Source organism: Rhizobium sp. BK619 (assembly GCF_014195245.1).
GTDB lineage: Bacteria > Pseudomonadota > Alphaproteobacteria > Rhizobiales > Rhizobiaceae > Rhizobium > Rhizobium acidisoli.
The window spans coordinates 64,119-76,288 of record NZ_JACIBH010000016.1; the positions used below are offsets into that span (position 1 = coordinate 64,119).

Annotated in this window: 10 protein-coding genes and 1 tRNA gene; 4 read left to right on the top strand and 7 right to left on the bottom strand. The window is 59.0% G+C overall.

Translation table 11 applies throughout. The features are described 5' to 3' along the window. Nucleotides 1-160: 160 nt before the first annotated feature. Nucleotides 161-236 (top strand) — tRNA-Phe (locus tag FHX14_RS27645). Between the two features lie 81 nt (nt 237-317). Here the strand turns inward: FHX14_RS27645 and FHX14_RS27650 are convergent. The 4 genes from FHX14_RS27650 to FHX14_RS27665 all read right to left on the bottom strand — a co-directional run bounded on the left by FHX14_RS27650 (nt 318) and on the right by FHX14_RS27665 (nt 4,445). After that, nucleotides 318-614: a transposase gene (locus FHX14_RS27650; protein ID WP_157179768.1), complete on the bottom strand. Its 297-nt coding sequence runs from the start codon at nt 612-614 to the stop codon at nt 318-320. Continuing rightward, nucleotides 604-2,046 (bottom strand): HlyD family type I secretion periplasmic adaptor subunit, encoded by a 1,443-nt coding sequence (locus FHX14_RS27655; RefSeq protein ID WP_012556556.1) that lies wholly within the window; start codon nt 2,044-2,046, stop codon nt 604-606. The genes FHX14_RS27650 and FHX14_RS27655 overlap by 11 nt, the downstream gene beginning before the upstream one ends. A gap of 14 nt (nt 2,047-2,060) precedes the next feature. Then, entirely contained in the window at nt 2,061-3,776 is a 1,716-nt protein-coding gene (locus FHX14_RS27660) for a type I secretion system permease/ATPase (protein WP_054183764.1), read from the bottom strand. A gap of 93 nt (nt 3,777-3,869) precedes the next feature. Beyond that, nucleotides 3,870-4,445, bottom strand: a complete 576-nt coding sequence (locus FHX14_RS27665) for a hypothetical protein (protein ID WP_012556558.1) — start codon at nt 4,443-4,445, stop codon at nt 3,870-3,872. Nucleotides 4,446-4,919: 474 nt separating this feature from the next. Between FHX14_RS27665 and FHX14_RS27670 the strand changes: the two genes are divergently transcribed. Together FHX14_RS27670 and FHX14_RS27675 are read left to right on the top strand one after the other, a co-directional pair. Next, on the top strand, nt 4,920-6,008 hold the full coding sequence (locus tag FHX14_RS27670) for a hypothetical protein (RefSeq protein ID WP_012556559.1): 1,089 nt from the start codon (nt 4,920-4,922) through the stop codon (nt 6,006-6,008). A 712-nt stretch (nt 6,009-6,720) separates the two neighbouring features. After that, nucleotides 6,721-7,503, top strand: a complete 783-nt coding sequence (locus tag FHX14_RS27675; RefSeq protein WP_003588663.1) for a response regulator transcription factor — start codon at nt 6,721-6,723, stop codon at nt 7,501-7,503. Nucleotides 7,504-7,672: 169 nt separating this feature from the next. Here FHX14_RS27675 and FHX14_RS27680 read toward each other — a convergent pair whose 3' ends face one another. Then, nucleotides 7,673-9,742, bottom strand: coding sequence for a diguanylate cyclase (locus FHX14_RS27680; protein ID WP_244429822.1), 2,070 nt, complete (start codon nt 9,740-9,742; stop codon nt 7,673-7,675). Nucleotides 9,743-10,126: 384 nt separating this feature from the next. Between FHX14_RS27680 and FHX14_RS27685 the strand changes: the two genes are divergently transcribed. Continuing rightward, complete coding sequence (locus FHX14_RS27685; RefSeq protein WP_172643254.1) at nt 10,127-10,327, top strand: hypothetical protein; 201 nt, start codon at nt 10,127-10,129, stop codon at nt 10,325-10,327. 21 nt (nt 10,328-10,348) lie between these two features. Here the strand turns inward: FHX14_RS27685 and FHX14_RS27690 are convergent, their stop codons facing one another. Both FHX14_RS27690 and ugpC read right to left on the bottom strand, forming a co-directional pair. Next, nucleotides 10,349-11,074 (bottom strand): SDR family oxidoreductase, encoded by a 726-nt coding sequence (locus FHX14_RS27690; protein ID WP_003588658.1) that lies wholly within the window; start codon nt 11,072-11,074, stop codon nt 10,349-10,351. A gap of 10 nt (nt 11,075-11,084) precedes the next feature. Then, nucleotides 11,085-12,146: a sn-glycerol-3-phosphate ABC transporter ATP-binding protein UgpC gene (ugpC, locus tag FHX14_RS27695; protein WP_003588657.1), complete on the bottom strand. Its 1,062-nt coding sequence runs from the start codon at nt 12,144-12,146 to the stop codon at nt 11,085-11,087. Between the last annotated feature and the right edge of the window lie 24 nt (nt 12,147-12,170).

Sequence of the window (12,170 nt, forward strand, 5' to 3'; positions counted from 1 at the left end):
CTTATTTTTCCTCATGAATCTGTAAAACCGGCAAGACCGTCAAAAAAGTGTCGTTTGACCGCTTGCCATGGCCGAACAAGATGCTATAACCCCGCTCGCTTCCGGGGCGAACCAAGGCCCCGCGGTTCTTTTTTCGAAAAGCGCCATCGGAAGCAGGTTAGCCCAGGTAGCTCAGTTGGTAGAGCAGCGGATTGAAAATCCGCGTGTCACTGGTTCGATTCCGGTCCTGGGCACCACTCAATCCCCTAGAACTAATCTCCATGCACAGCATCGGATAGCGGGCCAGAATCTGGCCAACAAACCCCTCTGTCTAGAAGCTAGTGCCGCCCTTTCGTTGTCTTCGCCAGCATCTCGCTCAGAGTTGCCGCCGAAAGCATGGATTCGGCCAAAAGCTTCTTGAGCTTCTGGTTCTCTTCTTCAAGGGCTCTTAGCCTTCTCGCATGGAGACCGACATTTCCGGACTGCAGGGATTGCCACCGATAGAAGGTCGGCTCGCTGATGCCGTATCGGTGGCAAACATCGGCCACCGTCACGCCGGCCTGGTGCTCCTTGAGAATGCCCGTAATCTGGTCGTCGTCAAATTTTCGCTTGCCCATCACCGCTTCAGTCCTCACGAAATGCTCTGTTGAAACTGTCGAGAAGCGGTCTGACAGCGTAGAGGGCCACGCTGCTTTTGCCGGTTTCGATCAGTGTCTGTGCGGGCATGCCCGCGACCAGTTCGACATCACGCATTTTCGCCAGCCGCTCGTCCGTTACGCGGATTGTCGCGGCATAATAGGGCTGGCCGCTCTGCGTATCGGTGAGGCGGTCGGCTGACACATACTCGACCCGACCTTTCAGCAGTGGAACGCGCCGCTGATTGTATGGAAGAAGGTGCACCTGTGCCTCCAGCCCCGCATGGACAAGATTGATGTCCTCCGGTCTGACATGGGCAGACACGATCAGGCGATCGGAGCGTGGCAGAAGATCGACGAGCGGTTCGCCTGCGCCGATCACCCCGCCTGATGTGTGGATGCGCAGGTTCATGATTGTACCATCTTCGGGAGCCCGGATATCGGTCCTCGAAAGTTGGTCGTCGATCGCCCGCAAGCGCTCGCGCAATTGCATGATCCGGCTTTCCGTATCGCGCATGCCTTGGGCGACTTCGCTCAACCGGTCGCTCTCGAGCTTTGCGAGATCGACCTGCGACTCGCTGATCACCTGGTAGGCGCGCGCGATCTGTGCCCCGACTTGGCCCTGCTGGCCGTCAAGATCTGCTTTTTCGCGCTCGAGGTTGAGAAGCCTGCTCCTTCTCTCCAGTCCCTTGGCAGTGAGGATCGTCACCTGTTCCAGTTCTTCCTGCGAGATTGCGGCTCTGTCGGCGAGTGCCGCCTTCTGGGCGCCAAGTCCGACGATTTCCTGCCGCACCTGCGCGATTTTTTCATTGCCGATCTGAATTTCCGCCTGCATGACCCGGCGGCGAGCCTCGAAGATTTTCTGTTGCCCGGTCAGAATCGCGCTGACCGAAGGATATTTGTCCATGGCTGCCCTGAGATCGTCGGGATAGGCGACATGGTCGCCGCCGGTCTGCTCCGCAAGCAGGCGGGCGCGGCTTCCTTCGGCGTCCCAAAGCTGCCCTTGGATGCTGTCGCGCTCCGAGCGGGACTTCGTGTCGTCGAGTTCGATCACGATTTGCCCGGCCATCACCGTATCGCCGTTCCTGACGAGGATCCGCCGCACAATTCCGCCTTCCAGATGCTGGATGGTCTTGCGGCTGGTCTCCGGCTCGATAACGCCAGATGCGACCGCAGCGCTGTGCAGCGGGGCCAGAGCCGACCAGATTCCCAATCCGACGACAAAGACGAGGATCAGCAGGTTTCCCGTCCAAACGACGCCTCTGAGCACCGGCATGGGCGAAGGGGCGGCGGGTCCGCGCTGTTTCTGTTCGATCACCGGCGGATAGGCCGTCTGCCTGGCTGTCGCTGTCCATCGATGAGCGAAGCGCTGGCCCATCCTTGACGAATTCGAAAATTTCGCCGGGGGCGCGTCCAGTGGAACAAGGGTCATGGCAGCGTCCCTCCCTAGCTTCCCGTTCGCGCCGGTGGTTGAAGATAGGTTTCATAAATCCGCTCGCTGTCGCCGAAGGCAGCCACCGTGCCGTTGCGCATGATGGCAATCTTGTTGGTGACCGGCAGGATGCCCATCCGGTGGGTTATGATAACGACGGTCATCCCCCGGGATCTCATCCGCTCGATTGCCGTAAACAGCATGCGTTCGCCGTCATAATCCAGGCTCGAATTCGGATCGTCGAGAACGATGAGGGACGGATTTCCGTAAGCCGCCCGTGCCAGCCCCAGCTGTTGGCGCTGAGCCCGAAGGAGCAGGTTTCCCCCTTCACCGATATCGGTCTCGTAGCCCTGCGGCAGCCGCATGATCGCGTCGTGCAATCCAACCAGCTTTGCGGCGTCGATTGCCTTGCCGGGATCTCCTCCGTCCAGCCGGCCGATCACATCCTTGATTGCTCCGCCGAAGAGTTCGATATCCTGCGGCAGATATCCGACGTGGCAGGTCCCCCCGCAAAGACGCAGAGCCGAGATATCGACCCCGCCGAGAAGAGCATATCCGCTCGTTGCCGGCACAACACCTGCCATGATGCGGCCCAGTGTCGATTTTCCCGATCCCGACGGACCGATGAGCGCAATGCAATCGCCAGGTGCCAGGCGCAATGTGATATCGGTCAATATCGGCCGATCGGCGAATGGCTTGAAATAGCTGACATTATCGAGAACCAGGCCATTGGGTTCCGGCAGCGGCACCATTCGGGCGTCGCATTCCGATGCAATTGTTATCAGCATTCTGTTCAAGCGATTGAAGGCATTGCGCGCAAACATGAAGGAGCGCCATGCCCCAATTGCGCCCTCGATCGGTGCGAGCCCACGCCCGAGCAGCAGGCTCGCAACGAAGATGATTCCGGGACTGCCGCTGTTGACGAGCACCAGCCAGGTCGCCGATCCCATCATCAGGATCTGCGCCAAGGTGCGGATCGATTTGGAGAAACCAAGGATGATCTCCGTGCGATGCATCGCGATGTCCTGGGCCCTTCTTGCCATTTCCGCATCGCGATAGACGATCAGGGCTGCACCGTCCTGCATGCCCATGGCCCGGATCACCTCGATGTTTTTCAGCGCGGTCGCAAATCGCAGATAGCTCCTCGAAAGGGCAAGATTGGCGTGAGCAAGCGGCGCCCGCGTCGCCAGTTCCGTTGCCAGCGCAAACAGCAGCAGCGCAACTGCGCACAGAAGACCGATGGTCCCAAGCAGCGGGTGAACAAGAAAAAGCAGAAGCAGGAATACCGGCGCCCAGGGAACGTCGAATAGAAGCGAGCTGGCCGGTGAATCGAGGAACTGGCGCAATGCGGCGAGATCCCTGTAGCACTCCGAGGCGGCTCCCGTATCGGCGCGAGCGGCATATTCGAACGATGCGGTGAGCACCATGGGCCGCAGCCTATGGTCCAGCCAGCTGCCGATGCGCGAAAGAGCTGCCCTGCGCACGATATCGAGCGTCGACCCGACCAACACGGCGATGGCGATGATCATCGTCAGCATCAGCAGCGTGTCGACGCTTCGGCTCGACAGGACCCTGTCGTAGATCTGCAGGAGATAGATGGAAGGCGTGAGAAGAAAAAGATTATAGCCGCAGCTGTAAAGGAAGACCAACCCGAAGGCCCCGGCGCAAGCCCGGAGCGCAACAACGAGCTGTGTCGGTGGTCGCGGTGGTTTTATGGAAATTGTTGTCATTATCAGATCTCGCTGCCCTTGATACTGACAAGAAGAGGCTGTCTGCCTTGAGGGCCGCCGGCCGAAACCAGCGGCCCTTGATGTCGTCTGAGTTCAGGAGCCGAGATGGTCGACGTCGATATGGCCGAAGGCGTTGATGAAGTGATCCAGAGAATTGGTCACCGTCGTCGTTTCGGGATCCGTGTGGACCAATGCCGACGAGATATCGCCGCCATGCGCCATGTTTCCATTGCCGCCGTTGCCGCCGACACCGGCGAGGATGGTGGCATGCTGATCGGCCATCAGCTGCGTATATTGTGTCGCGGTCGTCGCCGCAGCCACTGCAGCCGTGTCGCCGCCGCTTGAGTTTCCTTGACTACCGTTCGAGTTGGAATCTCCGCCCGCGCCGCCATCGCCGTGGTTCGAGATTTTCGCCAGGAAGCCGTTCTGGGCCTCGGTAAAGCCACCGGATCCGCCATGGCCGGCGTCCCAATCGGCCGTCTGCCAAACGTGATCGCCGTTGTGCACATCGGTAGTGGCCCCATAGACCTTTTGCACGGGATCGACATATGCAACCGGGTTGTAGTTGATGTTGCCATCGTTGTGGCCATCACCACCGTTGCCGGCATTCGCGTCACCCGCATCCGGATGGCTGAGATGAATCGTGTCGGATATTTGTGGAATAGGCATTGATGTCACTCCTCTACTTGGTTTCGTGCGTGTTGGTTTTTTACGGCGTCCCCCTGCGGCGTGCTTTCCGGCATATCGCCACAGCCAATACGACCGCGGAGGAATATTGCCCGCGATTTAAACTTCGAACTACCTAGATATTCGGAGGCATTCCTTCGGATGTATACTTGATGTGACGGAGCGTTATTTGGATTGGTGTTGGGTGATTTGGCGCGGGGCGGCATGCTCACGATCAAGTCTTCGACCTCACCGAAGCGACGCCAGGGCCCTCATCCAAAGCCGATTGAGTGCTTGCAACGCGCACAACGGGTGCTGCGGCCATGACAGCCAAATGGCTAGAGAACTAGCCGAGTGGATGTAGACGAATTGCAGGCTCTGCTTTTCCGAGGTTCAGATGCACAATGCCTGAACAATTAAGGCGGCATGACGCCGCATGCTCGGTGGCCGTGCGGTCGACCGCGAATGGAGACGGTAATGGCGGAACCTCGTCCCTTATTGGAAGACCTGCCCAAGGCGGGCACCGATCAACACCTCGCCGCCAATGTGGCTGCGGGGCATCTGGCACTGGTGCCGACCTGGCTTCCATTGGATGTCGCTTCCGCTCCAAGTCATACGTCAGCCGGCAGCGGTGGTGACGGGATCAGCGAAGGCGTGATCAGCAGCAATGCGTTGGCGGTCTTCATGCCGTCCAATGCCGCTATTGCAGGACCTCATTCGAGTGCCGACGCTTTCCAGGGCAACGATGCGCTCATTAATCAGCATCCCACCGAAATGGCTGGGATCGGCGGCAATGGCGGAAGCGGCAATGTTGCCATCGGCAGCGGCGATGGCGCCACTCATGCCGGCAGCGGCGGCAACGGGCTCTTCTATGGCGGGCTGGTCAGCACCGAAGTCGCAGTCTTTGCCCCCGTCAATACTGCTGTGGCTGCCGGCCCAGGCGCGGAGGCTCACGCCGAGCAATCGAACAACGCAATGTTCCTGCAGGGCGCAACCCAGATGGGTGGCATAGGCGGCTCGGGCGGAGACCATAATGTCGCGACCCATGGTTCGTCCATGAGCCCGGGCACTGCGCTGACATTGACCGGCGACTATTATGCCGGCCACGGCGGTGATGGATATTTCGTCGGCAGCATGGTCGACGTGAGTATCGCCATCTTCTCGCCGATCAACATCGCCATCGGCGCCGCAGGCGGCTCGGCGGAGGCTCATCAGACAAACAATGTGATTTTCGATCAGGGCACTGTGCAGATCGCAGGCATGGGCGGCAACGGCGGTGGCTTCAACCTGTCGTCGGACACGATCTTTACCGGCAACCATGCCGGTGGCGGTGGCGGCGACGGATCGTCGACCGGCGCCATGGTCGACGTCAATTTCGGCTATTTCCATCCCATCAATATTGCCGTTCCCGCCGGTGGGACGGCGGACGCCCAACAGATCGACCATGTTCTCTATGATCAGCATGCGCTTCAGCTGGCCGGCATCGCGGGCCACGGCGGAGAGGGTAACCTCACGGACGCCCATTCGGCGCTCGTCGACGATATTCTGACTTTCATGCATAGCTAGAGCAATTCCAGCAAAAGTGCTCAGCGGTTTTCCCAGTAAAGGCGCGAAGCGCTTTTGCCGGGAATTGCGTGAAAACAGAGAGATAGCCCGCTCGTATTGCGCCTGCACAACTGCACGAGATTGTTCTCGGTGCTGTTTTCAAGCCATATGTTGAATCGTTCCCCGCCCGGTTTCGACGGAGATACCGACCATTCCCCAATGAGCTTATCCGCATCAGTCGGCGCCTGCGTGATGCTGCCTGAGTGAAAAACGCTGCGGCTGGTATTAATGCGTCATTTGAGCGCGGTTTCCAGTAATCAAAAAGGGTAGTCGCCGATCTCAGGCTTTTGTTGCTTTTGGCGTTTGTCCTTTTGCTACTGGGATCTGCAACTGTTTTGAATTGAGACAGGGAAATAAAGCCGATCCGATCGGTGGCTTGTTATGTAAGATAGAGTTTTACAGAAAAGGTCTGAAGCAGATCGATTGCCTTTTCAATTCCTTTGGAAGCTTTGTTGACCCGCTTGCCGTACGTAAATTCGGCGAATTCCGGAAAGTCTTTGGTGGAAAGTCGAGTCGTCAGCTCATGATGAACAAGCGCGTAAATTTGCTCGCATAAGCTAGTTATCTCTCGTAGAAATCTTATAGGCTATAATAATTATCCTGAGAGATCAGACTATTAATATCGGCAATACACTCGCTTTTTCTCATGACATGTCGCAAGAACAGGAATAGTATGAATGACTGTTGGGTTGCACACAATCTGGGGAGCACGCAGGTGTCCGACAGTGCTGGAACAAAGCGCCGGCGCAATGCACCAACTGTGATCATTATTGAGCATTCTACACTGGCGCGCACGACCGTGGTGAAGCTACTTGAGCGGGAACTCGCCGGGTGGAACTTGATCGATTTGAGTTCGACCGAGAGTCTCGATCGGGCGCTTGGAGCCGAGGTGCGTTTGATCGCATTGGATCTGGCCGGCCGAGGTGTCGAGAGCGCCAGCCTGCGGGATGATCTCGCCGCGATTACCGCACGTTTTCCCGAAGTTCCTATCACGTTGCTCTCAAGTACGGATGACGCCATCATTGCCCGTCAGGCGCTCAAGATCGGCATACGCGGCTTTTTCTCGACGTCCCTTCCCATCGACATTGCTCTTGCCGGCCTTCGCCTTGTCCTGGCAGGAGGAACATTTTTCCCACAGCTTTTGGGGGCAGCTACAAACGGCTCAAACGGCTCAAACGAGCATAGTCCGGCCAGAAACGAGGCCGAAAAAAGCTTGGATGAGCGGACGCAATACTTGGCGCTCGCCGAGTTCACGCCCCGCGAAGCGGATGTCCTCGCAGAGTTGCAATCCGGCTGCTCAAATAAGGTCATTGCAGGAAAACTCAATTTGTCGGGGCATACGGTGAAGATGCATCTGCAACACATCATGCGAAAGCTGCAGGCGCAGAACCGGACTGAAGTGGTTGCCCGCTTGATCCAAAGAGCCGCCAGCGGGCCTGACGCCTCGCCGAGTTAGGCGGTGTCGCCGGTGCCGGGAACTGTCTCAACGTTTTAGCTGGATTTCCGAGTGCGGCTTGACCCCGCCATGGGCGCCGAAGAATGCTCCCTTACTCGAACTGTTCGGGGCGTCGGACACAGCCGTGCCTCTGCAAAACGGGCATTGCCGAGCCCGGGCTTTAGAATTTTTAAGCGCCTATCTGCTGGATCTGCATGTCAGCAGAAGGCTCGGCAACGACGGCTTGATTTCGCCCTGCCTGCTTGGCGCGATAGAGCGCGCGATCGGCTTCGAGCAAGAGCGCTTCCGGAGAGATATTCTGATCCGGGGCCGCCAGAGCGATGCCGACGCTGAGCGTCACGTGCCCGAAAGGCGATCCCTCATGCGCCAGCTTGACGGTCGCCATTGCCGAACATAGGGCCTGTCCGATGACGGGCGCGTTGCTGGCTGAGGCGATCCGCGCAATGATGGCGAATTCCTCTCCGCCATAGCGGGCAACAACGTCCTGTTTGCTGCGTGTATTGCGTTCCAGCACCCTGGCGATTTCCTTGAGACAGGCGTCTCCCGCCGGATGGCCGTATCGGTCGTTATAGCCTTTGAACCAATCGGCATCCACCATGGCAAGCATCAACAGGTCCTGCCCTTGTCCAAGCCCGGCGAGCTCGCTTGCGAGAACCTCGTCGAAGCGGCGCCGGTTGGCGACGCCCGTCATCTCGTCCGTCTGGCTGATCGTCAGGAGCTTCTGATTGAGCCGCTCCAGCTCGGACGTTCGATCCCGTATCTTTCCCTCAAGCGCTTCATGGGCTGTGTGAACGCGCGCGGCCATCGACGCAAAATCGCGGGCAAGCTCGCCGATCTCGTCGTCGGAATGCGTGGGCAGGGCGTCATTGGCAACAGTAACGCCGGAACGACCGACCAGCTGCGTGGCGTGGATCAATCTCACCAGCGGTTCGGCGACCTGCTTTTGCAGGATCGAGCGGAGGATGAAGAGTTCGACGAACAAGGTGAGCAGCCCGACCGCGACGACGATCCCGAGATTGGTGAGGATGGCGGGTCGCATCAGGGATTTCGGATAGTGGACGGCAAGCACCCAGGGCGTATCCGGGATCCGGCCGACGGCGGTAATTTCGCTGGTGCTCTCGATGAGCGATACTGAACCCGCTCCGATCGCCTGGCTCGCCTTCAGCAATGGCTGGTAGTCGGCGATTTCAAGGGAGGAAATCGAGGCTTCGCCGGCGCTGGCCGTGATCGCATCGGTGTATTTACCGTCGAAGATCAGAGTTCCCTGATTATCGGCTGCAAAGATCGTCGCGCGTGCGCCCGGCAGCGTCGGATTTGCGGTTCGTTTCATCAGATCGTCGAGCAGCACGTCGACGCAAGCCATGATGCGATGTTTGCCCGAAGCATCAGGCGCATCGGCCGTCGCAATCGTCGTCATCCACGCATTGTTGGAGGGATCCCAATAGATGCGGGTGAAGAAGGTCTCGTTTTGAGGCCCGCCGAAGCCGCGGGAAAAAAATTCGAAAGTCTCGAGCTTCAGCGCATCCGGGCCTTCATATTTGAAAACCTTGGCGATGTCGGCAGCCTGATAGATCGGGAAGCCTTTTTCCGGAACCACGCCGTAGAAATTGAAGAGGCGGCCCTTGGCGGCGGAACCGAATTGGTAAGAGAGCAGGTACGACAGCGCAAACCGTGTCTTCACGTCCGCATCCGGCGTCACGTCAGGCGCATAGGTCGCCGACATGCCGGGAAATCTGCGTCCATCGGGCAAAGGCTCGCCTTCAAATAATCCCGGGCGCTGGGTGTAGGATCCATCCTCATGGCGATAGAAAATATCGTCGAAATTCCGCGCCAATGACTGCCGGGCTTCCGGTATCGCGTAGATCCTGTCGAATTCGGCAAGGAAATTCTTTTCGAGGTCCTTCACTTCGCGAAATGGCAGAGATTCGCGCTGCAAAGCCTGTTCCGTCGACAACGAGAGCTGCGAGCGCACCGACTGCTCAAGCGCGGAATGGTTGATGAAATAGGACACACCGCCCGCACAGGCGCAGACCAGCGCGATGCGCAGTGCCGCAAGCCTCAACGCCCGCGCCGCCAGAGTATGGCGTGTTTTCCGCTTCACCGTTGGTCTGAAGGCGATCCTCAGCAACGCGCTCATGCCGGTGCCGCTCATTTCGACGATCCGGCCTGCATGATCGACAACCCGATTGCGTCGACCGATCGCATGCCAATAACCAGCAGGCTGTTCGAGATCATGCATTTACCTCAGTCGTTGGAAGCAAGCCTGTCCGGCTGCCCCTCGAGAGCAGCATCAAAACGTCGTGCATTTAAGGGCATCGTGGGAAAGCGCCATGAGTCATTCATGACTTTAAGAGTTCGGCAGCGGCGGCGAAACTCATTCAGCGCATCGAGACTTTGCTCGCTGGACTGGAGCCATTCAGTGCAGTCTACAAGTTAACAAAGAATGCTTTGCTGAAGCGCCGCCGATTTTGCCTGCGCAATTTGGACAGAACGGGGACAATCCGGATCAAACGGTTGCTCTGTCGGCCGCGCAGCTCGGATGTTCGTTTCAGCTGGTTTTATATCGTGAATCCCTCATGGGAACAGCGAGTCCAGCCGGCCGTTACTTTAGCGAACGGAGGACATGGACATGCGCAAGAAAAAGGCAATCGTCGAGGCGGCGCTCGAGTCCGAATATGAGCGCCAGCCGCTCGGGATCATGAATACGGAGCAAGCGCTCGAGCTTGAGGATGCCGAGGGTCTCGTTTTCAGTCACCCGGATAAAGAGGCCGGGGTGACGGATCACTTTGTCGATCAGGAACAGTTGCGGCGATTGGTGCAGTAGATCTTCGCGCAGCTGTCGATCTCAGGCAATCATGTAGCCGCCGTCCACCGGCATGGATATCCCGTTCACCATCGCCGCCTCATCCGACAGCAGGAAGAGCACGACTTCGGCGACGTCGCTCGGTTCGGCGAAGCGACCGACGGGGATGCGCTGCATCATCCCGGCCGCCTTCTCGGGATCGCTCCAGGCCTTCACCGCCATCGGCGTCAGCGTCACCGTTGGGTGCACGCCGTTTGCGCGGATGCCGTGCGGCGCAAGTTCCTTCGCCATGACCCGCGTCAAGCCATCGAGCCCCCCCTTCGACGCACAATAGGCGGCATGGTCGGGGATGCCGACAAACGAGGCGACCGACGAGACGTTGACGATGGCGCCTTTGCGGCCCTCCTTGATCAGCGATCGGGCATATTCCTGCGCCACGATCATCGGCGCCCGTGTGTTGACCGCGACGAGACGGTCGAATGCTTCGACTGACGTCTCCAGGAACGGCTGGAGTTCGGTCGTGCCGGCGCAGTTGATCAGGAAATCCGCCGGCAGGGCCGCAATCGCCGCCTCCCTGGTCGCATCGGCGTCGGCGAGATCGACCTCTATGGCGCGGCAGCCGGGTTCCTCTCGCAGCGCGTCGACGTCGGCGGCACTGCGGGTGAGGGCAACGACATCAGCACCCCGCTCGACGAGTATCCGGGCAATTTCGCGGCCGATGCCTTTTCCCGCTCCGGTAACGATGACCGTCTTTCCATTGAAGTCCATGGTCGTCTCCTTACAGTCTCTGGCCCGTTTCCCGATCGAAGATATGTGCACGCCGGGGATCGATGTGGAAATACACCGTCCGTCCGGGATCGACCTCGATACGCTCGCGGATCAAGGCGTCGATCGGCACACCTTGCGTACGGCCGAAAATCAATGTCTCCGAACCCGTGGGCTCGAACACCGATACCTCGACGGGAACGCCATCGTCGCCGATCGTGATATGCTCCGGTCTTATGCCATAGGTGACAGTCCGTCCGTCATCCGCATTGGTATTGTCCAGGGGCAGGGCGACGCCCTGGTCGGTGACGACGACCTTCCGGCCGTCGCGGGTCGCGACACGGCCCTGAAGGAAGTTCATCGATGGGCTGCCGATGAAGCCGGCGACAAAGAGGTTGACCGGGAAGTCGTAAAGATCGAGAGGCTTGCCGATCTGCTCGACCCTGCCGTCGCGCATCACCACGATCTTGTTGGCCATCGTCATGGCCTCGATCTGATCATGCGTGACGTAGACGGTGGTGGTTTTCAGCCGCTGGTGAAGTTCCTTGATTTCGACGCGCATGGTGACGCGAAGTTTGGCGTCGAGATTGGACAACGGCTCGTCGAACAGGAAGACCTGCGGATCGCGGACGATGGCGCGGCCCATCGCCACGCGTTGACGCTGACCGCCCGACAGTTGCTTCGGGTAGCGGTCGAGATAACGCGTCAGGTCGAGGATCTCGGCGGCCCTGCCGACCTTCTCGTCGATCTCCGCCTTGGGGCGCTTGGCCATCTTCAGCGGAAAGCCCATGTTCTCCGCCACCGTCTTGTGGGGATAGAGCGCGTAGCTTTGGAACACCATCGCGATGTCGCGCTCCTTCGGTGGAGCGTTGGTGACGACACGGCCGCCGATCCGGATGTTGCCGCCGCTGACGGTCTCGAGACCGGCGATCATCCGCAGCAGGGTGGACTTGCCGCATCCGGAGGGGCCGACCAGCACGACGAATTCGCCGTCTTCGATGTCGACGCTGACGCCGTGCATGACCTGAAGCGCGCCATACCTCTTGGTGACGTCGCTAACCTGTACGTTTGCCAATGTCGTTCCTCCCTAAAGCAGCAC

Bases quoted from the DNA above. Each gene is read 5' to 3' on its own strand.
- FHX14_RS27655 (WP_012556556.1), bottom strand. From the start codon at position 2,046: ATGACCCTTGTTCCACTGGACGCGCCCCCGGCGAAATTTTCGAATTCG.
- FHX14_RS27660 (WP_054183764.1), bottom strand. From the start codon at position 3,776: ATGACAACAATTTCCATAAAACCACCGCGACCACCGACACAGCTCGTT.
- FHX14_RS27665 (WP_012556558.1), bottom strand. From the start codon at position 4,445: ATGCCTATTCCACAAATATCCGACACGATTCATCTCAGCCATCCGGAT.
- FHX14_RS27670 (WP_012556559.1), top strand. From the start codon at position 4,920: ATGGCGGAACCTCGTCCCTTATTGGAAGACCTGCCCAAGGCGGGCACC.
- FHX14_RS27675 (WP_003588663.1), top strand. From the start codon at position 6,721: ATGAATGACTGTTGGGTTGCACACAATCTGGGGAGCACGCAGGTGTCC.
- FHX14_RS27680 (WP_244429822.1), bottom strand. From the start codon at position 9,742: ATGCATGATCTCGAACAGCCTGCTGGTTATTGGCATGCGATCGGTCGA.
- FHX14_RS27685 (WP_172643254.1), top strand. From the start codon at position 10,127: ATGGACATGCGCAAGAAAAAGGCAATCGTCGAGGCGGCGCTCGAGTCC.
- FHX14_RS27690 (WP_003588658.1), bottom strand. From the start codon at position 11,074: ATGGACTTCAATGGAAAGACGGTCATCGTTACCGGAGCGGGAAAAGGC.